General features: G+C 40.2%; 24 protein-coding genes, 1 pseudogene and 1 riboswitch. Of the genes and pseudogenes, 2 read left to right on the top strand and 23 right to left on the bottom strand.

Going from position 1 to position 24,350, the window contains the following annotated elements:
• Window positions 1-127: 127 nt before the first annotated feature.
• Window positions 128-1,315 (top strand): annotated as a pseudogene (locus tag H9649_RS03610) (IS1182 family transposase); the annotation flags it as partial.
• 295 nt (window positions 1,316-1,610) lie between these two features.
• Here H9649_RS03610 and H9649_RS03605 read toward each other — a convergent pair.
• The 12 genes from H9649_RS03605 to H9649_RS03550 all read right to left on the bottom strand — a co-directional run bounded on the left by H9649_RS03605 (window position 1,611) and on the right by H9649_RS03550 (window position 13,791).
• Window positions 1,611-2,195 carry an ECF transporter S component gene (locus H9649_RS03605; protein WP_191693346.1) on the bottom strand — a complete coding sequence of 195 codons (585 nt, stop codon included), beginning with the start codon at window positions 2,193-2,195 and terminating at the stop codon, window positions 1,611-1,613.
• A gap of 258 nt (window positions 2,196-2,453) precedes the next feature.
• Window positions 2,454-2,586: riboswitch (FMN riboswitch) on the bottom strand.
• A gap of 77 nt (window positions 2,587-2,663) precedes the next feature.
• Window positions 2,664-3,857, bottom strand: a complete 1,194-nt coding sequence (locus H9649_RS03600; protein ID WP_191693345.1) for a hypothetical protein — start codon at window positions 3,855-3,857, stop codon at window positions 2,664-2,666.
• Complete coding sequence (locus tag H9649_RS03595; protein ID WP_191693344.1) at window positions 3,858-4,385, bottom strand: RNA polymerase sigma factor SigX; 528 nt, start codon at window positions 4,383-4,385, stop codon at window positions 3,858-3,860. It abuts the gene before it with no gap.
• Between the two features lie 68 nt (window positions 4,386-4,453).
• Complete coding sequence (locus H9649_RS03590) at window positions 4,454-6,256, bottom strand: ATP-binding protein (RefSeq protein ID WP_191693343.1); 1,803 nt, start codon at window positions 6,254-6,256, stop codon at window positions 4,454-4,456.
• On the bottom strand, window positions 6,249-6,968 hold the full coding sequence (locus H9649_RS03585) for a response regulator transcription factor (protein ID WP_191693342.1): 720 nt from the start codon (window positions 6,966-6,968) through the stop codon (window positions 6,249-6,251). Before H9649_RS03585 ends, H9649_RS03590 begins: the two co-directional genes overlap by 8 nt.
• A gap of 102 nt (window positions 6,969-7,070) precedes the next feature.
• The gene (gene ccsB / locus H9649_RS03580; RefSeq protein ID WP_191693369.1) at window positions 7,071-8,255 is read right to left on the bottom strand and encodes a c-type cytochrome biogenesis protein CcsB; all 1,185 of its coding nucleotides are present in this window, start codon (window positions 8,253-8,255) and stop codon (window positions 7,071-7,073) included.
• A 2-nt stretch (window positions 8,256-8,257) separates the two neighbouring features.
• Complete coding sequence (resB, locus tag H9649_RS03575) at window positions 8,258-9,904, bottom strand: cytochrome c biogenesis protein ResB (RefSeq protein WP_191693341.1); 1,647 nt, start codon at window positions 9,902-9,904, stop codon at window positions 8,258-8,260.
• Window positions 9,905-9,917: 13 nt separating this feature from the next.
• On the bottom strand, window positions 9,918-10,451 hold the full coding sequence (gene resA, locus H9649_RS03570; RefSeq protein WP_191693340.1) for a thiol-disulfide oxidoreductase ResA: 534 nt from the start codon (window positions 10,449-10,451) through the stop codon (window positions 9,918-9,920).
• A 126-nt stretch (window positions 10,452-10,577) separates the two neighbouring features.
• Entirely contained in the window at window positions 10,578-11,309 is a 732-nt protein-coding gene (locus tag H9649_RS03565) for a pseudouridine synthase (protein ID WP_191693339.1), read from the bottom strand.
• 120 nt (window positions 11,310-11,429) lie between these two features.
• Window positions 11,430-12,431 (bottom strand): D-alanyl-D-alanine carboxypeptidase family protein, encoded by a 1,002-nt coding sequence (locus H9649_RS03560; protein WP_191693338.1) that lies wholly within the window; start codon window positions 12,429-12,431, stop codon window positions 11,430-11,432.
• Window positions 12,428-13,039 (bottom strand): SMC-Scp complex subunit ScpB, encoded by a 612-nt coding sequence (gene scpB / locus H9649_RS03555; protein ID WP_191693337.1) that lies wholly within the window; start codon window positions 13,037-13,039, stop codon window positions 12,428-12,430. Before scpB ends, H9649_RS03560 begins: the two co-directional genes overlap by 4 nt.
• Window positions 13,040-13,041: 2 nt before the next feature.
• Window positions 13,042-13,791, bottom strand: coding sequence for a segregation/condensation protein A (locus H9649_RS03550; protein ID WP_191693336.1), 750 nt, complete (start codon window positions 13,789-13,791; stop codon window positions 13,042-13,044).
• A 56-nt stretch (window positions 13,792-13,847) separates the two neighbouring features.
• On the opposite strand from H9649_RS03550, the gene H9649_RS03545 reads away from it, so the two are divergent.
• On the top strand, window positions 13,848-14,360 hold the full coding sequence (locus H9649_RS03545; RefSeq protein WP_191693335.1) for a DUF309 domain-containing protein: 513 nt from the start codon (window positions 13,848-13,850) through the stop codon (window positions 14,358-14,360).
• Between the two features lie 13 nt (window positions 14,361-14,373).
• Here the strand turns inward: H9649_RS03545 and H9649_RS03540 are convergent, their stop codons facing one another.
• The 11 genes from H9649_RS03540 to H9649_RS03490 form a co-directional block, all read right to left on the bottom strand.
• The gene (locus tag H9649_RS03540; RefSeq protein ID WP_191693334.1) at window positions 14,374-14,748 is read right to left on the bottom strand and encodes a GNAT family N-acetyltransferase; all 375 of its coding nucleotides are present in this window, start codon (window positions 14,746-14,748) and stop codon (window positions 14,374-14,376) included.
• Between the two features lie 251 nt (window positions 14,749-14,999).
• Window positions 15,000-16,367 carry a diaminopimelate decarboxylase gene (gene lysA / locus H9649_RS03535; protein ID WP_191693333.1) on the bottom strand — a complete coding sequence of 456 codons (1,368 nt, stop codon included), beginning with the start codon at window positions 16,365-16,367 and terminating at the stop codon, window positions 15,000-15,002.
• Window positions 16,368-16,389: 22 nt separating this feature from the next.
• A complete protein-coding gene (locus tag H9649_RS03530; RefSeq protein WP_191693332.1) occupies window positions 16,390-17,838 on the bottom strand; it encodes a spore germination protein in 1,449 nt (482 codons plus the stop codon).
• A 20-nt stretch (window positions 17,839-17,858) separates the two neighbouring features.
• A complete protein-coding gene (locus H9649_RS03525; protein WP_191693331.1) occupies window positions 17,859-18,629 on the bottom strand; it encodes a SigF/SigG family RNA polymerase sporulation sigma factor in 771 nt (256 codons plus the stop codon).
• Window positions 18,630-18,632: 3 nt separating this feature from the next.
• A complete protein-coding gene (gene spoIIAB / locus H9649_RS03520; protein WP_191693330.1) occupies window positions 18,633-19,079 on the bottom strand; it encodes an anti-sigma F factor in 447 nt (148 codons plus the stop codon).
• Window positions 19,069-19,419, bottom strand: coding sequence for an anti-sigma factor antagonist (locus H9649_RS03515; RefSeq protein ID WP_191693329.1), 351 nt, complete (start codon window positions 19,417-19,419; stop codon window positions 19,069-19,071). Before H9649_RS03515 ends, spoIIAB begins: the two co-directional genes overlap by 11 nt.
• 292 nt (window positions 19,420-19,711) lie before the next feature.
• Window positions 19,712-21,010 carry a pyrimidine-nucleoside phosphorylase gene (locus H9649_RS03510; RefSeq protein WP_191693368.1) on the bottom strand — a complete coding sequence of 433 codons (1,299 nt, stop codon included), beginning with the start codon at window positions 21,008-21,010 and terminating at the stop codon, window positions 19,712-19,714.
• A gap of 14 nt (window positions 21,011-21,024) precedes the next feature.
• Window positions 21,025-22,218: a phosphopentomutase gene (deoB, locus tag H9649_RS03505; RefSeq protein WP_191693328.1), complete on the bottom strand. Its 1,194-nt coding sequence runs from the start codon at window positions 22,216-22,218 to the stop codon at window positions 21,025-21,027.
• A 37-nt stretch (window positions 22,219-22,255) separates the two neighbouring features.
• Entirely contained in the window at window positions 22,256-23,155 is a 900-nt protein-coding gene (gene xerD, locus H9649_RS03500) for a site-specific tyrosine recombinase XerD (protein ID WP_191693327.1), read from the bottom strand.
• A 79-nt stretch (window positions 23,156-23,234) separates the two neighbouring features.
• Window positions 23,235-23,693 carry a ferric iron uptake transcriptional regulator gene (gene fur / locus H9649_RS03495; protein ID WP_191693326.1) on the bottom strand — a complete coding sequence of 153 codons (459 nt, stop codon included), beginning with the start codon at window positions 23,691-23,693 and terminating at the stop codon, window positions 23,235-23,237.
• 85 nt (window positions 23,694-23,778) lie between these two features.
• Window positions 23,779-24,291, bottom strand: a complete 513-nt coding sequence (locus H9649_RS03490; RefSeq protein ID WP_191693325.1) for a hypothetical protein — start codon at window positions 24,289-24,291, stop codon at window positions 23,779-23,781.
• Between the last annotated feature and the right edge of the window lie 59 nt (window positions 24,292-24,350).

Genomic DNA, 24,350 nt, shown 5'->3' with positions numbered 1-24,350 from the left:
CTCTAAAAAATATTTTTCACGCTGTATTCTTGGTCACGAACCCTATAGCTACCGTATTTTATAGAGGGAGTCGCCGCTCTCCGCTCCAATCAACGGTGTTTCCTATTAAATGAATGAGGTGATGGATATGATGACGAAGAATCAAATTAATGACCGCGAACAGTTGGAAATGCTTACAATAGAACAGTTGGTTCCTCAGGACCATCTGGTTCGTAAACTGGATGCGGCCCTTGATTTCTCCTTCATCTATCCATTGGTTGAAGATCTGTATTCAACCATTGGGCGACCTAGCATTGATCCTGTCGTACTCATCAAGATGACATTCATTCAGTATACCTTCGGCATCCGCTCCATGTGCCAGACAATCAAGGAAATTGAAACGAACGTGGCATATCGTTGGTTCCTAGGCTTCGGCTTTCATACTGAGGTTTCTCACTTCTCCACATTCGAGAAGAACTATGTCCGCCGATTTGCAGATACTGATCTATTTGAGCAGATCTTCTATATAGTTCTCAACGAGGTGGCAAACCTTGGGCTTCTCAGTCCGGAACATGTCTTCATTGACTCGACACATGTGAAAGCAAGCGCGAACAAGAGGAAGTTTGAGAAGAAGGTTGTGCGTAAAGAGACGCGGGCTTATGAGAAGAGACTTCAGGAAGAGCTCAACCTGGATCGAGAAAGGAATGGGAAGAAGCCATTTCCACCGGAAAAGTTTGAAAAGGAAGAGTACAAGGAAATCAAGGAGTCGACAACAGATCGGGAAAGTGTTTATTACGTTAAAGATGAACGGACAAAACAGTTCGCTTATTCTTTTCACGCTGCCACGGACGAAAAAGGTTTTGTACTCGCAAACATCGTCAAGCCAGGGAATGTCCACGACAGCAACATGCTTGAACCATTAGTGCGCAAGATTATCGACCAAGTAGGACGTCCAGTCGTCGTTGCGGCCGATGCAGCTTACAAAACACCAGCCATTGCTAACTTCCTTTTAGAGAATCAGGTTCTACCCGCACTTCCTTACAAACGACCTCTGACAAAAGAAGGCTTCTTTAGAAAACATGAGTATGTCTATGACGAGCATTTCGACTGCTATCTCTGTCCCGAAGGACAGGTGTTAACCTATCGAACAACAACGAAGGAAGGATATCGCCAGTATGCATCAACGCCTTCTATTTGTGCCGCGTGTTCAGTGATTGGCCGATGCACGCAAAGTAAGAATCAACAAAAGCTGATTCAACGGCACATCTGGCAGGACTATTTGGATGTAGCCGAGGATCTGCGACACAACCATGAGATTAAGGAAATATACGGAAAGCCCCGACTGTGGAGGCTGAAATGATGCCCCTGTCTTAAAGGATTTCCAGTTGATTGGAGTGCAGGGCGGCGACTCCTGGGGGATCAGCGCAGCGTGAAGACCCCGCAGGAGCGAAGCGACGAGGAGGCTGAGGGCAAGCCCCCCGGAAAGCGTCCGCCCGGAACGGAAATCAAAGTTATTTTTAGTCTATTGACAGTTTAAATGTACATGTGTAAGCAAAAGGGTTGGAAATCATAGATTTCCAACCCTTTTGTCTACAGTCTGAGCCATCCATTAAAGGATGGCTTTTTAAACTTTAATTTATTGTCAATTCCCTTTTTTGCTTATCAATCCAGTTGCTCATGCTCTTATAAAGAAGTAAAGAGATGACCATCAGCATAATCCCTTTAATTAGATTAAATGGCAGAATTCCGAGGACGACGACATTGAATAGCGCTACGCCTTCATAAGGAGGCATATTTAAAAAGTACACGTACATCGGCAAGAACACAAGATAATTCAATAGGCTCATTCCGATGGCCATTGATGCTGTTCCCGCAACTAGACCTGCAGTCAACCCTTTCGAAGACCGAATTTTATTGAATATGAAATAGATCGGCATGATGAATAAAACGCCTGTTACAAAGTTTGCGATTTCTCCTACTGGTACGCCGGTCGGACTCCCTGATAAAAACCAATGCAATAAGTTTTTTAGTAATTCTACTGAAATACCAGCTACAGGTCCCATCGTCATAATTGCTAAAACGGCAGGAATTTCACTGAAATCAATTTTCAGGAAAGTCGGCATTGCTGGCAATGGAAAATTCAACTGCATCAATACGGTTGAAATACTCCCTAGCATTGCGATGAGAATCATCTTTCTCAATTTCTTGTTATACATTTGTTCCTCTCTCCTTTTGCGATTCACTTCAAAAGAGGAAAGGTTTGACCGCTATCTATATCGTCCAATATATCAAGCTTACACAGCCATTTGTAATTGACGTTTAAGCAATAGATATAAAAATCCCTAAAGCTAAAAAGCTTCAGGGAGAGTTTAAAAGGCATCATTAAATAACAGGTTCAGCAAAGAGATTTAACTCTTTACACCCATACTTAAATAAGCACCCTTTTTGTAGACAATACAAAAAGACGGCTACACCTTCACCTTCTCCCATCCAGACTATACTGTCGGCTCCGGAATCTCACCAGAATCAGCTGTTAAGCTCGCGGGCTAAGAAGAATATACTTCCATTTCCGCCGGTCGGGAATTACACCCTGCCCCGAAGATGAATCAATATTAGATTACACTATTATTGTATACAAAAAAGAGTGGCTTGTAAACTTCAATGTTTACAAGCCACTCTTTTTCTTAGTTCCAATGAACTGGATTTGCACCAATCGGCTTAGGTAAAGGCTTTGTCAAATCATATTTAAGAAAATGATCCTGAACAATATTTCTTAACTGTACAACACAATCGAAATTTGCTGCAGTTAACATGAAACCTTCTAACATCTCATTCACTTCTTCACCGTTCATTTGTGCAAAGTCAAGCGTATCTGTGAATGTCAGCATAAGAATACCGTTCTCGTCTTTAACAGTATAGTCCACACCTGTTGGCACTACTTCTTCAACAACATCATTTTCAGATTGACGCATAGCAAGAAGAGCATCAACTGCATTATCAATAAAACCGTTCTCATAAGGTATTAGATAGCTTTGACCATCATCCATGACATATTTGAAGTAAGGTGCTTGTCGACGCAAATTGAACTTCATAGGCGAACCTACATGATCAAAAATAATGGCATCCCCTTTTGCATCTACAGTTTCGAAGTTGGAATGATCGCTACTAAATGTTGCAATGGCAGAGTTCATATATACTTCAATTGAAGCCGATGAATTGTCGTACAAGTAATCATTGCCCAACTCATGAATAATCACGCCTTCTGATTCTCTTATGGAACCTTTATAGGGATGATAGTCATCAAATCCAAATTCTTCTTCAGACAATGCGTTCGCATATTGATTATATAAATCTGAACTCGAATGCACTCCATCTGGGAAGTCCTTCTCTAAAGTTTCAATAGGCATAATGAAAGTGAGCGGTATAACTGTCGCTTCGTGCACGAGTCCGATATGGAAAAGCTGTCTTTCTTGAAATTCATCTGACAATACTACATGACTTGGTGCAAATGCTTTTGCAGAGTAAGAAGCCATATCCATACTTTCTTCTTCGGTTATATTTTGTGAATGTTCACTTTCCGGTAATTGCATTTTAGCGCTATCAATAGATCTAATCATCGCAGGTTCAGAGCCTATATCCATTTCACTTTTATTTCCATTCAACATAGAAGGTACAATAAGCATTAGAACAAACACTGCCGCAATTGCTACAAGTCCAGGTATCCATCTTTTCATACGTTTCGGTGAAGGATTTGTCTTCAATCGCTCATCGTTTTTCAATTGTTTTAAAATATTTTCTGCACTTCTATTATCAGTTGCCCTTGGCATTGATTGAAGAAGACTCTCAATATCATCGTCGCTCCATTTGTTGTCCGGCATTCATTTTCCCCCTTCTTCCGAAAGAGCATTCAATTTCTTTTGTAGAGATTTGATTGCCCGATGTTGGGTTGTCTTTACTTTTCCTTCTGTCCAACCCAATGTGTCAGCGGTTTCGGCAATAGTAAGCTCCTGAAAATAACGCAAGACGATAACCATTTTCTGATCACCTGTACATGTGTCGAGTACAAGAAGCATTTCTTTCATATCTTCATTTAGCTCAACAATATTTTCCGGGGTAGCCCTTGTAGAAACTAGTTTGTTTTCTTCCCAGTCAAATTTGTCAATTTGATGTTTTTGTCTAACCGTTTTTTTTCTAAAATGGTCAATTGCAACATTTTTAGCAATCGAAAATAACCACGTCTTTTCGGAACTCTTCCCTTCAAATCCGGCATATGCTTTTAACACCCTGACATATACTTCATGCATCAGATCTTCCGACTGGTTTCGATCTCCCGTTAGATAGATCAGAAAATTGAAGACATCCTGGTGATAGTGTTCATATAGCCGATGGAAAACGGAGTCATCCACGAAATCCCCCCGTTCAAATCATTAGTCGTAAGTCAAGGTAAAAAGTTTCACTTAGAAACCTTTAACATTCAATTTTCATCTGTCTCCTCAATCAGTGTATCGATTGGGAGTAGACAAGTAAAAACAGTTCCAGATACAGTGCCTAATTCTGCACGAATACGACCTTGATGGGAATCAATAATATTTTTAGCAATGGCAAGACCAAGCCCCGTGCCACCCTTGCCGCGCGTCCTTGCTTTATCCGCTTTATAGAAACGCTCAAAGATGAAAGGCAGATCCTCAATAGGGATGCCGCTACCTGTATCGGCTACGGCTATTTCAATCATCTCTCCTTTTCTTTCGACAGAGATTGTCACTTTTCCTCCATCAGGCGTATGTCTTATTGCATTGTCAATTAGGTTGGTAAACACTTGTTCCAGTCGATCGGCATCCGCATTAATGCAAATCGTGTCAAGATCTCGAATATTCTTCATTGAAAGTATTATGTTGGAGTCTTTTGAGATTTGCATGAACTTATTTAAAACTCTTTCAAGGAACTCAATAAGATCGAAATTATTCTTGTACAGACGCATATGTCCTGACTCCATCCTTGCAAGATCCAGCAAGTCCGTAACGAGCCTACTCATCCTTTTAGACTCGTCGTGTATGATTTGCACCATCTCATTGCGTTCTTCGTCTGTCGTAACGACATTATCGATAATCGCTTCACTGTATCCTTGCAATAGCGAAATAGGTGTCCTTAATTCATGTGAGACATTTGCAATGAAATCTGATCGCAATTTGTCCAACTTATGCTGATCAGTCATATCCCGAAGAACTGCAACTGCGCCACGTATGCTATTTTCGCTGTACAACGGACTAATGGAAACTCCGTAAAACTGACCACCTAATTCAAGTTCTTCCTCAACTTCTTCTGCAAACGTTACGACATGCTCGAGCATATGAAATATTTCAGGTGGCAATACATTGTCATCGGCACCATTAGCAAAATACCATTTCTGAAGCAGACGTTCCGCTTGAGGGTTACTTAATAATATTGAGTAATCCCGATTGAACGTTATGACAGCATCAGTCATTGATGTTAAGATGCTGGATAGTTGCTCCTTCTCTTGTTTAATCAATTCCATTTGGTACTTTAGCTGCCTGCCCATCTGATTAAATGCTGTCGCAAGTTGTCCAATTTCATCATTTTGAGATGCAGGTAGTCGCATATCAAAATTCCCTTTAGATAGTTCAAATGCAGCCTGCTTCATGCCTCGCAGTGGCGAAGTGATTTTTGTCGAAAGAAAGAAAGCGAAGAACGTCGTTAAGACGAATGCAATGAATGCGGATAGGAAAACAATTTGCGTTGTACTTTTAGTTGTGCGGTGCACTGCATCCAGACTTTGATACATAATCAATGACTGGGTAAGTCCATTTTCTAATTGAAATGGATAAACGAGTACAAGAAATTGCTCCATTACATTGTCATCAGACAATGAAGGCAGAATCATTTCTTTAACAACTTTTTCATTCGGTTTTATATCAGCGAAGAATCGTTCTTGCGAGAGTATCTTCTTTTCAAACAAACTCTGATTAGAGCCATTATGAAATGTGTATTGGACATCCCTATCACGATCAACGATTAACGCATTCGTTTCATCGCCTAAAATATCTCGTATGATCAGTTGCATTGCTGCCTCATTCTCGTGGTCATCGACAATCTTTCCAATAGTCGCCGCTTCCCTCCTAAGTGAATCTTCAGCTTGTTTAGTATGGAAATTGTCTAGGAATTCGAGAAGCAGTAATGTAACGATAAACAATACAAATGAAACGAGAAGCAATATGGTTGCCCATAGCTTCCCGACGATCGAATGCCATATTCTATTCATTCGGTACCTCAAACTTGTACCCGACACCCCAAACGGTAACAATCATTTTAGCAGCACGTTCTGAAACTCTGCTCAACTTTTCACGAAGACGTTTGACGTGCGTATCCACGGTACGCAAATCACCGAAGAACTCATAATGCCATACTTCTTTTAACAATTGTTCCCGATCAAAAACCTTATCTGGTGATTTAGCAAGAAAATAGAGCAATTCATATTCTTTAGGTGTCAAATTGACTTCCTTACCTTCTGCAGTTACACGGTGAGCGTCGTGGTCAATCGTTAGTTGAGGAAATACAACTAAATCCTTTGAACTGTTTGTTGCAGCCGCATCCGGAAACGTGACAGAACGTCTAAGGATTGCTTTAACTCTCAAAACAACTTCTCTCGGACTAAAAGGTTTAACTATGTAATCATCTGCACCTGTTTCAAATCCTTCAACTCGATCTGATTCTTCTCCTTTAGCAGTGAGCAAAATAACAGGCGTCATTTTCTTCTGTTCTCTTAATTCTTGAAGAACTTCCAGCCCGTTTTTCTCAGGCATCATGAGATCAAGCAAAATACAATCGTAGTGATTGTTCATCGCCTTTTCTATCGCTTCAGCTCCATCTACCGCCTCTTCGATTTCAAACCCTTCTCGAGAAAGATACATATTAAGAAGTCTTCGAATCCTATCCTCATCGTCCACTACAAGCAATTTAACACTTTCTTCCATTTGAATGATCCCCTTTCAAGTACGCTCCTATTTCCATTGTACAAGCAGTACGAATAAAAAGAAAGACTGCACACCCTTTAACGGTTGTGCAGTCTAATCGGCTTACGCATAAGAGTGCAAACCTGCAATTATCAAGTTAACAGCAATTAGGTTGAACATAATTATGATGAAACCAATAACAGCCAACCAAGCAGATTTTTTACCTTCCCAGCCTTGGGATAGACGAAGATGTAAGAAAGCTGCATAGAATAACCAGGATATGAGCGCCCAGACTTCTTTTGGATCCCATCCCCAGAATCTTGACCAAGCTTCATGTGCCCAGATCATCGCGAATATTAGTGCACCTAATGTGAAAACCGGGAAACCGATAAGTACTGCACGGTATCCGATTTCATCCATCAGTTGAGAATTTGCCTTCTTAGCAAACGGCTTGAGCAGAGTGGCAACTGGCCGCCTAATACTAAGTCTCAATAATAGATAGAGCACGATACCCGTTGCAACTGACCATACAAATGTCGTCAATGTTTTCGCGTTGACAATTGCTGGCATTTCAATCCATGGAGTCATTGCTTCAGGTGTTTGTGCTTCATATTCGTTCATACCAAATAAGGGCGGATAATTGTATTCAATATCCTTCGGTTTATCCTCTTTATCGATATATGTGAAATGTGCTTCATATCCTGTCAATTTAAAAGTTGTAGACGATACGACAAATCCAATGACAAGAACAAGCGCGATCATAACCGCTTCAAGCCAAAATCGTTCTCTGGACGGCTTTGTCAAGTCAACATTCTTAAGTAGATAAACAAGTCCAGCTACAGCACTAATAACAAGAATAGCTTCCCCAATTACTGTTGTAATAACGTGAATGACGAGCCAATGACTTTGTAATGCAGGAATGAGCGGTGTAATGTCTTTTGGAAACATGCTTGCATACGCGATCATAATAATAGCGATAGGTAATGCAAAAAGCCCAAGTGAAGGTGTTCGGTATAAATAGAACAACAAGATGAACGCACCAACAAGCATCATTCCGAACGCTGCTGTGAATTCAAACATATTACTTAACGGAATATGGCCTGAAGCCATCCATCTTGTAATAAAATAGCCTAAATTAGATATAAAACCAATGACTGTAATCGTAATGCCGATTTGTCCCCATCGGCTCTTTTTATATGTGGTTTCCGAACTCGCCTTTTTAATGGCTCCGCCGAAAAATGCGGTAGCCACCAAATAGGCGATAAAGGAAACCAAAAGCAAGTTAGCACTTAAATCAGCTAGTTCCATCATTATTTTTCTCCTTCCTCCTGCTCAGATTCAATATCGGTATCACGTCGATCCACATACTTCGGCAAGCCTGCATAGTCCTTAACTGATTCTAATTCTTTTTTCAAAGAGAACCAATTTTTATTTGTATGAGCTGCAACAAGTAGATTGCCGTCATTACCTTTTTGAACCCAAATCCTTCTATGATTCCAATAGGAACCTTGGATGACACCGATCATAAATATGATTCCACCAAGAAGAAGGATATAAAGTGTCTTATCTTTACGTATTGTCAAACCGGATATATGTCGTGTATCTGCACTTACAAATTTAACTTGATAAGCATTTTCTTCCGTTTCCAGTGTCTGTTGAATTGCAACGAAACTTTTCTCTCCTTGTGGCTTTTCCGGCGTTCTCATATCAAAGATGAAAGCGGGATTGTTAGGGACAGGAGACTTCGAAACAGGTTCTCCGTTTTCAACACCTGCATAATCTGCATAATAGCCGATAAGATTAACAGTTGCACCATTTTCTAGTTCATATACACCCTTAGGATCATCCAAATCGATTGTAAACTCTCCGAATGAATCTCCTGTTTCTTTCTCAATGAGTTTCATTTTCATCGATTTTAATTCATTTAAACGATAATCCATCTGGAAAATATTATAACCATCGAATTTCAAAGGTTTATTGACAATAATAGAATAGTCCTTTACAAACTCCATATCAGTTGAACCTGGCAAACCGTCTTCTTTTTTCTTATATAAAGAGACATCTGTCTGATAGTTTTTGACGATGGAACCGACTCTGTCTAGAGCTTTTCCAAATACTTCATCTGCCTCTTCTTTCGTATACATTTCCATGATGAATTGATTGCTCTTTAAATAATAATCTGGCGCACCAGGGATTGACCTTAATTCCCCTTCACGAATCCACATTGTATCATCGACATAAAAGCCAGGAATCCCTCGAAGAAGAATACCAAAAAGGAATATAATGAGTCCTGTATGATTAACGTACGGACCCCAACGTGAAAATCGGTTTTTTTCAGCTAAAACAGCACCGTCTTCCTTTTTTACATTATATTTCATTTCCTTTAGTTTCTCTTCCGCTTTTTCAAGTGAAAGATCAGGTGTTAACGCAGTTCCTTCACCATAAATCCTTTGTCGCTTCATGAAAGACGGATGCCTCTTCGTCCGTTGTCTTTTTAAAGACTTGTAAAGTGGGAAGACTCTATCAACACTCGCAATGATTATGGACGTACCAAGCATGCCGATTAAAACTTTAAACCACCAACTGTTGTACATATCATAAAAGCCTAATTTGTAATAGAGCGTTCCTATAAACCCATAAAGCCTCTCATAATAAGCCAACAGATCTTCTGGGGTTTGCACAGGCACATAAAATTTTTGAGGAAAGAGCGTACCAATTGCTGAAGTCGCCAAAACAGCAATTATAATACTGACTCCGATTTTGACACTTGAGAAGAAGTTCCAAATTTTATCGATAATTGAACGTTTATATGTTTGTGATCTTCGCGCGGAACCTTCATACCTCATATCTACAACTTCACTTTGTTTAGCTTCTTCAGTCAATGGACGACCGCATTTTTCACAGAGTACTGTTCCAAATGGATTTTCATGACCGCATTTGCATTTGATCTTACTCATGTGTACGAACTCCTTATTGAGGTAGAACGCTTTCCATTAAGGAAATGATTTCTTCCTCACTCATTTCTTGTTTGATGATTTTAACGATTTTGCCGTCCTTATCGATCAGGAAGGTCGTCGGAAGTGGGACGACATTATATAGATCTCTTACGTCTCTCGTTTTATCAATGACGACAGGGAATGTTAAACCATATTGTTCACGGAATGAATCTACTTTCAGTTTTGATTCGGCAATGTTGACGGACATTACATGAACGCCTTTTTTACTGAATGCTTTGTACTGATCTTCAATATATGGCATTTCCTTTTTGCATGGAGGACACCACGTACCCCAGAAATTCAAGAAAACTCCTTGTCCTTTAAAATCAGACAGACGATGCACATTGCCTTCCGTATCTACAAGTTCGAAGTCTGGAGCTTTATCACCAACTTCTAAAACTTTCACTTTATCTTTAGAAAAAATGGAGAAAAGAATTGCTGATGCCAATAAAAGGAGGACCACTCCTCTAAAGATAAGGCGCGATCTTTTTTTGTCTGGTTTGGCCAACTAGAAAGCCCCCTTGCTGTGATAAGATTTCAAACCCCATTATAACAAAGCAAAAATGGAAAATGAGACGAATACGTGATAGGTTTGTGAACGTTCTCACCTAGCATGCACAAAACAAGGGTGAGTTTAACCGATTTTTCCTGTTTCAGCCAAAACTCGTAATTGTTTCACTTCGTGTGTCGTCAATTCACGCGCTTCTCCTGCATTCAAACCGTAAGTTGTCAGCATCGCAAAGGATTCACGACGAAGTTTTTGCACGGGACAGCCGATTGCGTCAAACATTCTACGCACTTGTCGATTTCTACCTTCCTGAATGGTAATCTCCACTAATGCAGTACCTGTCTTCTTATCAAAAGATTGCATCTTAACTCTAGCTGGCGCAGTAATACCATCATCAAGCTCAATACCGCGTTCCAGTTTTTTTAACGCTTCCCTTTCAGGAATTCCTTTTACTTTCGCTACGTACTTCTTCTGAATGCCAAATTTCGGATGTGTCATTAAATAAGAGAAATCGCCGTCATTTGTCATAATGATGACACCAGACGTATCAAAATCCAGACGTCCAACTGGGAAAATTCGTTCTTCAATCATTGGAAGAAGATCTAATACCGTCTTTCTTCCTTTCTCGTCACTAACGGTAGAAATATATCCTCTCGGCTTGTAAAGTAGATAATAAACGAATTGCTCTTTAACAAGCTCTACGCCTTGCACTTCAACTCTGTCAGCACGTGACACTTTCGTTCCTAACTCCGTAACTACTTGGCCGTTCACTTTCACTTTTCCATCGACGATGAGCGTTTCAGCTTTACGACGTGATGCAACACCTGCTTGAGCCAATACTTTTTGTAATCTTTCCAACTCGTCACCTTCTTTCTATCTCAAAAAATTATGTCACATTTCAATGCAAATGAAAAGAAGACCGACCTATATACAGTCAGTCTTCCTGATTTATTTAGACACAAATTACAACTTGCGGACTTACTTTTTTATTTCAACTTGCGCTGAGACCAAAAGTTCATTGTCTAATGATACAGTCCAAGTTCCTTTTGCATGCTTTCCTTGACCACGAGGGATATACAGTACATGTGAAACACGATCCAATTCACTGTCTTTCAAGAGTATTGTAATTGGCTTTTTCAATTCACCTATCGAACTAGACAAAATTTTGTACTTTCCTTTTTTAGCTACTGTAACAAGCTCATAATTCGCAAATGTCTGATTCGCTAGCTCTTCGTGCGTATTCCAATCATTCCCATTGTTCAACGTTACAACTATTAACTTTTTACCGTCTCTTTCAAAATATGTGGCCAACGTTCTACCTGCAGCTTTAGTAAAACCAGTTTTACCCGCAATGACGTTCTCATTCGAATGAATTAGGCGATGTTTATTCCGCCAACTTTTCACTTCATCACCTTTTCGGTAAACATAATTTTCGGCTGCAGCAATTTTACTGAAACGTTCATTTTTCATCGCATAATGGAGCATAAGTGCTGTTTCATAAGCTGTAGATAAATGCTCCTCATGGTGAAGCCCTGAGGGGTTTGTAAATGTTGTTTGTTCTAGACCATAAAATTTCGCTTTCTCATTCATCAATTTAATAAATCCGTCGACAGAGCCACCACCGTGCTCAGCTAATGCGTATGCGGCATCATTACCAGATCGAAGCATCAAACCATAAAGCAATGCTTCACTGTCTATGGACGTACCTTGTTCTAAGTAGAGCGATGAGCCTTCTGATGCCGCCGCTCTAGGAGAAATGACAATTTCACCTTTTGCCGAGCCGCTTTCAAGAAACGTCAATGCTGTCCATATTTTAGTTAAGCTTGCTATTGGTAAGCGACTATTCTCATTGGAGCCGTCAAGCAGACGACCCGTATCCGCGTCAATTACCGCCCATGAACTTCCTGCCGCATCCGCACTTTCAGGAAATGCCGGCAACAGTAGCGCTAGGAACAAGACAACTACAAGTGCCCGTTTCAATCATTGTTTCCTCCTTCGTCCATTAGTTCAAATGCTTCCTGGAATTTCGTCATAAAGAGATCAGCATCGCCAAACGGCTCATCATCCACTTCAATAAGTGGCGGCAACATTTCGATGGATTCCAGACCGAATCTATCTAAAAACAGATCGGTTGTCCCATATAATATCGGACGTCCACTACTTTCTAGTCGACCTTTTTCCATGATTAACCCTTTAGCAACAAGCGTCTGAATCGGACCATCTGATTTCACTCCCCGTAAATCATCAATTTCTACTCGTGTGACGGGCTGCTTATATGCGATGATTGCCAGTACTTCGAGCGACGCTTGAGTGATTGAGCTTTTTGAAGGGTTTTCTAGCATTCTTAAAATGTCATCAGCATATTCAGCTTTCGTCACAAGACGGTAACTCCCTCCATAAAGTCTTAGTGTTATACCAGAATCTAGTCTCTCTTCATAATTCAGACGTAGTCGTTCAACCGTTACAGCTGTCATTTCAGCATCCAAGCTTAGCAAAACGGACAGTTGCCCTAAAGTCAAACCATCATCCCCAGCTATGAATAAAAAGCTTTCTAGCATTCCTAGTATTCTTTCATTAACATTTTCCATCTTTAAATATCCTCCTGTCCGGCGAATACTATCATTTGCCCGAAATTACCTTCTTGTATAACTGTAATATCCAACCGTTTCATTAGTTCTAATAGCGAAAGAAAAGTTACAACGAGATCATTGACATCCCCATCTTCGAATAGGGACTCAAAAGGACACTTTCCTCCAATCTTCTCAAGCTTTGTCATAATGTCATCCATTTTTTCACTTACGGATAACTCTGATCTTAAAATGCTTGCTGATAGTGGCGAACGTAACTTTTTACGTTCGAGCATTTTTTGAAAAGCTCCAATCAAGTCAAAAACGTTCATTTTTTCATCTGATTCAGTGACAGCAATTTCTCCATAGTCCGATAAGTCTTCAGGTAATTTAGTGAAATGGACAGATCTGTCCTCAGCTGACTCTTTTAAAGAATTTGCCGCTTCTTTATATTTTTTGTATTCGATGAGTCGAGCTACCAACTCATCTCGCGGATCATCTTCCATTTCGTAATCATTATGATGATCTAGCACGTCCCCCTCATGTACGGGCAGCAGCATTTTACTTTTAATCTCTATGAGAGTGGCAGCTAATACTAAGTATTCACTTAGTTCATCAAGTTCAAGCACGCGCATAGCATGAAGGTGCTCTATGTATTGACTAGTCAGTTCTGACATCGGTATATCATAAATATCGATTTCAAGTCTGTTTATTAAGTGTAATAATAGATCCAGAGGACCTTCAAATGCTTCAAGTTTCACTTTATATGTCATAATGGTTTCCTCCGCACTATATGTTTTATAACGATAAATTGAAAGGATTGATTTTTTTGCATCCCTATCATGATCCATTGTTCTGTAAGTTTATTGTTTATTTCAATGAAAATCAAGACTACTTTGAGTGCCACGAAGTATTAGAAGAGTATTGGAAGTCCATTCCAGGATACACAAAAGATCATCCTTTGACGGCCTTCATCTTATTGTCAACAGGCATGTATCATTGGCGGAGAGGGAATCTTAACGGAGCAGTCAGGACGCTACAGAAGGCAACGGGCAAAATGCTGGATTTCTCCCAATTTGACGTCGCTTATCTTGAAGAGCTTGATTATGAACTACTGTTGAAGACAAGCGAGAAAGCTCTGCAACGATTGAAAGAAGCAGACAATTTTACTCCATTCCTTATCGTTCCAACCTCAACTAGATTAAAAAAACTCATCGAAAACGAAGCTGGAAAGATGCAACTTCTACCTGCTGAAAGTGACGCTGTCATTCATAAACATATGCTTCGGGACCGTTCAGATATTCTCGCTGAACGCGAAAAGAAAAAGGGCAGACCGGATTGATCTGCCCTTTCGTCTATTCCAATTCAAGTTCGTCATCATCTTTAGCTTGACACTTTTCCGTGAATGACTGTGTATCCGGGGTACTTTTGCACATAAGATCAGGGAATGCTAAACCGATTTTATCAATCATTTCTTTCCCTACACCTTCTCCACGGAACGAGGGATTGACCGCTATATGCATAACAGTATAGGAATTTTCATCCACTATAACACCGATAATACCAATAAAGTCTTCACCTTTTTTCAACAAGTACAATTGCCAACATTCATTTTCCTCGTATTGATGAACTAATTCTTGCAGTTTTTTTACCGCTTTTTCCCCCGGCATATAGGAGAGCAAGCCCATTGCTATTTTTTCATATGCCTTCTTATATCGCAAGAGTGTCATTATAATCCCTTCTTTTCAAAAAAATCCTGTGAGGTGCCTATGCCGGATAAACTTGAAAATAGGCATTTTTCGTTATATTTTATTACTAACAACTTTGTAGAGACTATCGTACAGTATACTGTGTTCATTTTCAATGAGCGAGAAAGGTCATTTATTTTGCAATGAAAATGGAGCAATAAAGTACCAGTATACGGCACCCCATACGAGAGCAAGTACTAGTAGGATTAATAAGAGAATGATATTCGGTTTATTCATAATAATTTACTCGAATCTGCTTTTTGAAGCGGAATATCAAGTCTAATAATATCATCTTTCGTTTCTCTACGTATAACGAGCTGATGCTCGCCATTTTCACAGAAAACAACTGCCGGTTTTGGGAGCCTGTTATAATTACTCGCCATAGAATAAGTGTACGCCCCTGTACAGAAAACGGCAATTATATCACCTTCTGTAGGTTCTGCCAGGTACGTATCTTCTATAAGTTTATCTCCTGACTCACAGCACTTTCCTGCAATTGTCACTTTGCTAGAATGAGGATCCATCATTTTGCTCGCAGAGACAGCACTATACTTAGCTCCATAAAGAGCAGGTCTTATATTATCAGACATCCCACCGTCGACCGCGACATATGTCCTAATTCCAGGAACTGTTTTTGTACTTCCCGTTTTGTATAGCGTTGTACCTGCATCACCGACAAGCGAGCGACCTGGTTCAATCCAAATTTCCGGCAAAGGGTAATTATGCTTACGCGTCATAGACAAGACGACATTTTCCATTTCTTCGACATACGCCGCAGGAGGAAGGGGTTTGTCTTCGCTCGTATAGCGTATACCAAATCCACCGCCCAGGTTAAGAACAGGACAGACAAACTTGAATTTTTCTCTCCACTCAACCATCTTTTCCATTAAAGCTTCTGCCGCAAGACGGAATGCATCTGTTTCAAAAATTTGAGATCCAATGTGACAATGCATACCTAGGACCGTGATATAAGGATGATTGAACAATTTTAGAAAAGCATCGTCTGCTTGACCGTTCTTCAAATCAAACCCGAATTTCGAATCTTCTTGACCAGTTGTAATATAATCATGCGTGGAGGCGTTCACCCCCGGTGTGACACGCAATAGGACGTTCATCTCTTGTTGACGGGCTTCTGATATTTCCATGACTAAGTCTATTTCCATGAAATTATCAACGACAATACACCCGATCTTTTCATCAAAAGCGTATTGCAATTCCTCAAAACTTTTATTGTTTCCGTGGAAATGTATTTTTTCCCGAGGGAAATCTGCCGCTACAGCAGTATAAAGCTCCCCACCTGATACAACATCCAGAGACAAATCCATCTGTTTAGCAACTTCATAAATCGCAATGGATGAAAAAGCTTTGCTCGCATATGCGACTTGCGCTTTAATGCCCGCTTTCTTAAAAGTATCCTTGAAAGCTTTGGCACGTTGTTTGAATAGTGCAATGTCGTAAACGAGCAAAGGGGTTCCATAAGTGTCCGCAAGTTCAACAGAATCTACTTCGCCGATTGTTAAATGGCCTAAATTATTTACAGATTGAGTTCCATAAAGATGCATATTCCATTCCTCCAAGTCATATAGATAAAACTTTATCATATCTCAAAGGGTGGAAGCAATCTTATGAAAGTCTATTACGATCTGGAGATTTCGTTATAAACGGTCTCGGAGCGTCTACTGTCATCGGATAACGTATTAATATGCGACTCATTGCCTTTGGGAAGAACGGGACTGCCGGCCATAGATATGGAGTACCTAATGGTTTCAGTGACGCCAAATAATAAAAAAGGATAACTATGCTTAGGAAAAATCCTTCTGCACCAAATATCGCGGTACAAATAAGGATGAAAATCCGGAAAATTTTTGTTGTAATACTTAATTCGAAAGACGGAATGGCAAATGTGAAGATCGCACTGACCGCCACATACAAAATAACTTCAGCTGTGAACAGTCCAACATCAATTGCAACTTGACCAATGACAATTGCAGCCACTAACCCCATCGCAGTCGACATCGGTGTGGGAGTATGAATCGCAGCCATCCGGAGCACTTCAATTCCTACATCGGCTATAAGCACTTGAACGATTAGTGGTACTGAACCGGGATCATTCGGACCAATATACGCAAGCGACAAAGGTAAATATTGCTGATAAGTGGACAGCAAATACCATAGAGGCAGCAAAAAAAGGCTAAGCATAGCTCCCAACAATCGCACCCATCGTACAAACGTCCCGATGAATGGCGCTTGACGATACTCTTCAGCATGTTGTAGATGATGAAAAATCGTTGTCGGCACAAGTATAACGGAAGGTGATGTATCAACGATTATTGCGATATGCCCTTCCAATAAATGAGCTGCACAAATATCTGGACGCTCAGTGAACCTGACAAATGGCATTGGATGGAATCGTTGTTTAAAAAGGAATTCTTCCAATGATTTATCCGTCATTGTCAACCCGTCCGTCTTAATATCATCCAGTCTTTTCCGAATATATGAAAGGTGTTCTTCACTAGCAGCTCCTTTCATAAATGAGATTGCAACATCCGTCTTGCTATTAAGAGATGTCTGATGCATTTCAAAACGCAAATCTTCTGTTCTGAGCCTTCTTCTAATTAAAGCTGTATTCAAAACGATATTTTCTGTAAAACCATCCCTCGCTCCGCGGATAACCTTTTCGGTATCAGGCTCCTCCGGTTGCCTTCCTGGATAAGTTCTAATGTCTGCAATAAACGAAAAACCATCTGGTATGACAAATCCTACTTGACCAGATAAAATATCTGTCAAAAATTTTTCTCTATCATCCGCTTCTGATAATGCATGATACGGGAAATATGTCAAAAAATTATCTGGTTTATTGCGATAATCATCTGATTGATTATAGTTCTCCTGCATTTCAGTTAGAAGCGATGTTAATAATTGTCCATCTACAAGACCATTAATATAAATTAGACCGACCGGCATCCCCCAAAGATGAACTCTTTTAAAAGTCGCATCAAAGGTCTCGCCAATTCCAAATTTACTTTGGAACCACGCTTCCGATTCCTTAACAGATGTGAATAGTTTAGCCATTTATCAAACCGTCCTCGCTGTTATGTCAATTCATCTGGTTGCCCACTCATCCACTCTTTTAATTGTACTAATATTTTCTTTTCCAGACGCGATACTTGGACTTGTGAAATACCGATTCTTTCCGCTATGTCACTTTGTGTACAGTCTAGATAATAGCGCATATAAATAATTGTTTGATCACGCTTATTCAATTTGGAGACAACATCACGGAGAGGTATATGGTCAAAGAACCGCTCAGATCGTTCGTCTTTTAACTGATCCATTAAAGTGAGACTATCGCCTTCACTTTCGTATAACTGTTCATGAAGAGATGCAGGATCCCGCAACGCATCTGAAGCGAGAATGATATCATCCACGGCCACTTCCAGAATTTCAGCAACTTCTGAAATTGAAGGCGACTTACCATGTTTCTTCACATAATCATCCGTGGCATGTCTAATTTTAAAACTAAGTTCACGTATTGATCTACTAACTTTAACCATTCCATCATCTCTAAGGAACCGTTGGATTTCCCCAACAATCATTGGAACAGCATACGTTGAAAATTTCACTTCATAGGTTAAGTCGAATTTATCAATCGACTTCATCAACCCTATGCAACCAATCTGAAACAGATCCTCAAGATCTGCTCCACGGGATGCAAATCGTTGTACAATAGACCAGACGAGTCTAGTATTCCCTTCAACCATCATTCGCCTAGCTTCTTTATCGCCATCCTGCGATTGCTGGATAAGAATCCTCATTTTCTCCTGGGACAATAAGGCATCTTGTTTTTCAACAAACGTATCCATCGGTCACCTCATTCTGCTTGCTTCCGTAACCGGAGAAAACATTTTCTCGAAGCGTACAATTGTTCCGTTTCCAGGAGTGGATTCAACGGATAAATGGTCTGAAAAACTTTCCATAATAGTAAAACCCATTCCTGACCTTTCCATTAGCGGTTTTGTCGTAAACATTGGTTCCATCGCCTGTTCAATATCAAAAATCCCTTCTCCATGATCTTCGACCGTCATACTCACTTTTTGTCCGTCAATCTGCGCGTGGATTGTCACAAGACTTTCCCCATCACAGTTATAACCATGAATAATAGAATTTGTTACCGCCTCGGATACAATAGTCTTGAATTCCGATATTTCCTCCAACGTTGGATCCAATGGTGTAATAAAACATGTCAATGCCATTCTTGCGAGTGCTTCGTTTTCTTCAATTGCAACAAATGATAACGTCATTTCATTTCTCATGCAGTACCCCTCCGATTTCGCCAAGTACACTGTCGACTGAGCCGTGTCTGATGTTTGAAGCTAATCCTGAAAAACTAAAAATCTTCTCCATTGTTGGAGATGGATTCAATATGAACGTTTCCCCTTTGTAAGGTGCAAGGTCGCGCATCCTACCAAGAATTAGACCAATACCCGCGCTATCCATAAAACCGAGTTTGCTCAAATTCCAAATGACCGCTTTTACAGTCCCCGTAAAAATGGAAGACGAAATCGTCGACCGGATTTTATTTGCTTCTAGATTGTCCAGCTCACCTGCTAACGTCACAACAACAATATCGTCAATTTGAATAATATCAGCCATGCTGAATCCCTCCTTCTCATGCACAAGATTCAACACGCGCTAGACAAAACCCTTTCAGCCGACAAAACTAGTCATTCCTTACTTTTATCTCCTATTATTCGACAAGTTTGCTCGCCTTTAAAAGCCTTTCCAATTGATACGGTTTTTACACAGCCATTGGATAAAAAATCCGCTTTTTAAAAGAAGTATAAGTTAAACAACTAATACACTCATACGCTTATGAGCGATTTAAAGCATAAAAAAACCATATCAAAGTCCTATAATAGGACCTGGATATGGTTTTCCGGAAAATTTATTCTGTTATCATCCTTAAGATTAGCTCAGGCTTTTCCTGAGGATCTTTTGCTATGTGAATGTGTTTTTGGATTATTTTAATTGATTTTGATACATCATCTTTATTCGAATGGATGACTGCGATCGTTTCACCTTCTTTAACAAAATCGCCAATTTTCTTGCTCAACATAATTCCTACTGCTAAATCGATATCATCATCTTTCGTTTCACGTCCAGCACCCAGTACCATGGCAGCGACTCCAATTTCATCGGCTTCCATTTTTGCAATGTATCCAGTCGATAATGCAGGAACGTTAATCTTGAAAGTCGCGGAAGGAAGCAATGAAGTATCATGAATAATTTTGCTGTCTCCACCTTGCGCATCGATTAATTCACCAAACAAGGCTAATGCCGATCTGTCTTCAATCACTTTTTCAAGAAGCGCGCGTGCTTCCTCAATTGTTTCAGCTTTGCCACCTGCAACGACCATTTTGCTACCGAGCACTAAACAAAGTTCCGTCAAATCCTCTGGTCCGTTGCCTCCCAATGTTTCAATCGCTTCTTTCACTTCTAATGCATTACCGATAGCATAGCCAAGCGGCTGACTCATATCTGAAATGACAGCCATGGTATTCCGTCCGACTTGACGACCGATAGATACCATCGCTTGTGCTAGAGCCTCGGCATCTTCAACGGTCTTCATGAAAGCGCCGTCCCCCGCTTTGACATCGAGTACGATTGCATCTGCACCCGCGGCAATCTTCTTACTCATTATTGAACTTGCTATAAGTGGAATACTATCAACCGTCGCAGTGACGTCGCGTAAGGAATACAGTTTCTTATCGGCTGGAGTCAAATTACCACTTTGGCCGATAACGGCAAGTTTCAAGTCATTGACCTGATTGACGAACTGCTTTTGAGTAAGTTCGATATGAAAACCTTCAATGGCTTCAAGTTTATCGAGCGTTCCGCCGGTATGTCCAAGACCTCGACCACTCATTTTTGCCACTGGAACTCCGCACGCTGCTACTAATGGTACTAATATTAACGTCGTCGTATCGCCGACACCACCTGTAGAATGCTTATCTACTTTAATTCCTTTAATACCCGACAAGTCGATTTGGTCACCTGAGTCTACCATCGCCATCGTTAAATCTCCTTGTTCTTCAGCAGTCATTCCTTTGAAGTAGATTGCCATAAGTAGAGCGCTTGCTTGATAATCGGGAATGGTGCCCGCCGTATACCCATCGACGAAAAATGAAATCTCTTCTTTAGTAATGGATTCCCCGTCTCTTTTCTTCTCTATGATATCTACCATCCTGAACACAGCTATCACTCCTTTTCAGTTAATGAATTTAAAAAACTTTCTCCGAATTTTGGCAGTTTCACATTGAAATTATGGGCGATTGTCGCGCCGATATCTGAAAACGTCTTCCGTATCGGCAGTGCACCTCCACTTTTAAATGATGGAGAATAAATAAGCAAAGGAACAAATTCACGTGTATGATCGGTTCCACTATGAACAGGATCATTTCCATGATCAGCTGTTAGGATGAGCAAATCATCTTCCAAAAGCGCTTCCATAATTTCCGGAAGTCTTGCATCAAAATCCTGCAATGCATTGCCATATCCAATCGGATCGCGTCGATGTCCGTACAACGCATCAAAATCGACCAAGTTTGTAAAACTCATACCATTAAAGTCCGACTTCATCACTTTCAGTAATTTGTCTACACCATCCATATTACTCACTGTCCGAACTGATTCGGTCACGCCTTCTCCATTAAAAATGTCTTCAATTTTACCGACAGCCATCACATCAAAACCGGCATCCTTCATTTCATTCATAACCGTTCTATCAAAAGGCTTTAATGCATAGTCGTGACGGTTAGTTGTACGGATGAAACTTCCGGGTTCACCGACGAACGGCCGCGCAATGACTCTCCCCACAAGGAATTCAGGTTGTAAAGTAAGTTCTCGTGCAATTTCACAAATTTTATATTGTTCTTCAATCGGAATAATATCTTCGTGTGCGGCAATTTGCAATACAGGATCAGCAGATGTATAAACGATAATTGCTCCCGTCTCCATATGTTCTTTACCGAGTTCCTGGATAATTCCCGTACCACTCGCAGGTTTATTCCCAATAACCTTTCTGCCCGTACGCTTTTCCAATTCATCAATTAATTCTTTAGGAAAACCATTGGGATATACTTTGAAAGGCTTGTCAATATTTAGTCCCATCATTTCCCAATGTCCCGTCATTGTATCTTTACCGACAGATGCTTCTTGCATTTTTCCGTATATACCTGTTGGATTTTCTTCAGTATCAATACCTTGTATCTTTTTAATATTTGATAATCCTAGACGACCCATATTAGGCATTTTCAATCCGCCCATCGCTTCACCGATATGGCCGAGTGTATCAGCTCCGATGTCTCCAAACTGATCAGCATCAGGTGCTTCTCCAATGCCAACAGAATCCAACACAATTAAATGTACTCGCTTAAAGTTTTTCTTTTCCATGTAATGACCTCCAGTTTTTTACGCGCATAATGAGTAATTAAGCGCGCGGATGAAATTTCACGTAAACATCTTTCAATCTTGACTTGCTGACATGCGTATAGATTTGTGTAGTGGATATATCCGCATGTCCTAGCATTTCCTGAACTGCTCGTATATCTGCGCCGTTCTCAATGAGATGGGTTGCAAAAGAATGACGTAAAATATGTGGAGTCAGTTCTTTATGTATACCCGCTTTTATTGCATATCCTTTAAGGATTTTCCAACAGCCTTGTCGGGTCAGTCTTTTACCTCTCATATTGACGAAAAAAGCCTCTGCACCTTTCTCTTTTGCAACAAATTTCGGCCGAGCATCTTTCAAATAAGTGGTACACGCTTTCATGGCTCCACCACCGAGTGGTATTATCCGCTCTTTACCACCTTTCCCGAAAACCCTGACGAATCCCATTGAAATATGTACATCATCCATGTTTAATCCGATTAATTCACTAACACGCATCCCTGTTCCATATAATACTTCCAAAAGTGCTATGTCCCTCTTACCTTGTGGCTTCAAACCTTCAGGCATCGCGATAAGCTTGTCCACTTCCGAAACGGAGAGCACTAGCGGCAGTTTTTGTTCAAGTTTCGGCATTTCAAGATGTACAGTTGGATCTTCAGTTGAAACTTTTTCACGTAACATAAACTGATGGAACGAGCGAATAGAAGAAATATTTCTAGCAATTGTGCGAGAAGATTTTCCTTCTTCTTTCAAACGATGTAAATGATTTAATATCGAATTTCTATCTATTTGTGAAATACTTTGTAAGCCATCGCTTTCCATTTTACTAATATAATCAGTTAAGTCACGTTTATAAGAAGAAATCGTATTAACAGAAAGCTGCCGTTCAATTTTCAGAAAGTGCAAGTAATCTTCCAGTGCAAATCTGATATCTTTCATAGCATATCGGCCACATGCATTTCGCCTTCTCTCCTTCTTCACAAATGACAAAAGGGATAGCGCTACGCCATCCCCCATTTCACTTTTCGTTGTTTGTTCCAGATGATTTACAGTTTTCACATACACCGTGGAATGTTAACCAATGGTCCTTTACATTGAAGCCATAACGACTTTCGACAATTTTCTCAACATCTCCTAAAAGATCTTCTTGAATTTCAGCAACTTTACCACACTCAATACAGATGAGGTGATGATGGAAACGTGATGCTCCTTCTTGACGCAAATCATATCTGGAAACACCATCGCCAAAATTAATTTTGTCGACAATTTTAAGTTCTGTTAATAACTCCAACGTCCGATACACTGTCGCTAGTCCGATTTCAGGTGCTTTCTCTTTTACGAGTAAAAATACATCTTCTGCACTTAAATGATCTTCTTCATTTTCCAGAAGGACCATGACCGTAGCTTCCCGCTGAGGCGTCAACTTATAGCTGGCCCCGTGCAACTGCTTCTTGATCCGTTCAATCCGGCTTTCCATACGACGCCCCCCTCAACACTGAATTCATTATATCAAATGGTAGTTGAGTGTGACAACATAAAGGAAATAGATACTTGGACATTACTCATTTTACGACTAAATTATAGATTGTCATTTCTATTAATAGAATAATGGAATAGAAAGCCAAAAGGTATGGAATAGCTTTCAAATTACGTTGCCTTTTTGAAATCCTATTGAAATAAGGTGGACTCAACACTATGCAATACACGAGAAACAGCAAACAACTTAATAACTGAAAAGGAAACCACCATACCGAATACGCAATCATATTCATACCTGTTGCGAGCAAATATGAGGAAGATAATCCAAACAACACACACTTTACAGCTCCAATGAATAAGACTGCATGACGCGTTTTATTATTCACAGAAAGTCCGAATGCCACGAGAAAAAATAAAAACGTCGTAATTAAGGGCATCCTAAAAGCTCCTTCACTAATAGACAACACCCTCGGATCAAAAAAACCAATCCATTTCTCAGAAGCTATTTGAGGTACCTCTCGGAATAATAAAGCCCCACCAATGTATCCTACAGACAAAATGACAAATAGATGGATAAATGATAAAGAACGGAACATAGGTTTCACCTTCACCTTCGCATCGTTTCCACATTATATGCTTGTCCGCTCTTAAATAG

Source organism: Sporosarcina quadrami (assembly GCF_014836615.1).
GTDB classification, from domain to species: domain Bacteria; phylum Bacillota; class Bacilli; order Bacillales_A; family Planococcaceae; genus Sporosarcina; species Sporosarcina quadrami.
Note: the sequence above shows the minus strand (reverse complement) of the source record. Positions and strands in the feature narration are given on the sequence as shown.

Excerpts from the sequence above, each read along its gene's own strand:
- H9649_RS03585 (WP_191693342.1), bottom strand. The coding sequence starts at position 6,968 with ATGGAAGAAAGTGTTAAATTGCTTGTAGTGGACGATGAGGATAGGATT.
- spoIIAB (WP_191693330.1), bottom strand. The coding sequence starts at position 19,079 with ATGAGAAATGAAATGACGTTATCATTTGTTGCAATTGAAGAAAACGAA.
- fur (WP_191693326.1), bottom strand. The coding sequence starts at position 23,693 with ATGGAAAGCCGGATTGAACGGATCAAGAAGCAGTTGCACGGGGCCAGC.
- resB (WP_191693341.1), bottom strand. The coding sequence starts at position 9,904 with ATGAGTAAGATCAAATGCAAATGCGGTCATGAAAATCCATTTGGAACA.
- ccsB (WP_191693369.1), bottom strand. The coding sequence starts at position 8,255 with ATGGAACTAGCTGATTTAAGTGCTAACTTGCTTTTGGTTTCCTTTATC.
- H9649_RS03600 (WP_191693345.1), bottom strand. The coding sequence starts at position 3,857 with ATGCCGGACAACAAATGGAGCGACGATGATATTGAGAGTCTTCTTCAA.
- H9649_RS03590 (WP_191693343.1), bottom strand. The coding sequence starts at position 6,256 with ATGAATAGAATATGGCATTCGATCGTCGGGAAGCTATGGGCAACCATA.
- H9649_RS03490 (WP_191693325.1), bottom strand. The coding sequence starts at position 24,291 with ATGTTCCGTTCTTTATCATTTATCCATCTATTTGTCATTTTGTCTGTA.
- H9649_RS03525 (WP_191693331.1), bottom strand. The coding sequence starts at position 18,629 with ATGGATACGTTTGTTGAAAAACAAGATGCCTTATTGTCCCAGGAGAAA.
- H9649_RS03530 (WP_191693332.1), bottom strand. The coding sequence starts at position 17,838 with ATGGCTAAACTATTCACATCTGTTAAGGAATCGGAAGCGTGGTTCCAA.
- H9649_RS03540 (WP_191693334.1), bottom strand. The coding sequence starts at position 14,748 with ATGACACTCTTGCGATATAAGAAGGCATATGAAAAAATAGCAATGGGC.
- H9649_RS03605 (WP_191693346.1), bottom strand. The coding sequence starts at position 2,195 with ATGTATAACAAGAAATTGAGAAAGATGATTCTCATCGCAATGCTAGGG.
- lysA (WP_191693333.1), bottom strand. The coding sequence starts at position 16,367 with ATGATAAAGTTTTATCTATATGACTTGGAGGAATGGAATATGCATCTT.
- scpB (WP_191693337.1), bottom strand. The coding sequence starts at position 13,039 with ATGGAAAATGTTAATGAAAGAATACTAGGAATGCTAGAAAGCTTTTTA.
- xerD (WP_191693327.1), bottom strand. The coding sequence starts at position 23,155 with ATGAAAGATATCAGATTTGCACTGGAAGATTACTTGCACTTTCTGAAA.
- deoB (WP_191693328.1), bottom strand. The coding sequence starts at position 22,218 with ATGGAAAAGAAAAACTTTAAGCGAGTACATTTAATTGTGTTGGATTCT.
- H9649_RS03550 (WP_191693336.1), bottom strand. The coding sequence starts at position 13,791 with ATGACATATAAAGTGAAACTTGAAGCATTTGAAGGTCCTCTGGATCTA.
- H9649_RS03510 (WP_191693368.1), bottom strand. The coding sequence starts at position 21,010 with ATGGTAGATATCATAGAGAAGAAAAGAGACGGGGAATCCATTACTAAA.
- H9649_RS03515 (WP_191693329.1), bottom strand. The coding sequence starts at position 19,419 with ATGGCTGATATTATTCAAATTGACGATATTGTTGTTGTGACGTTAGCA.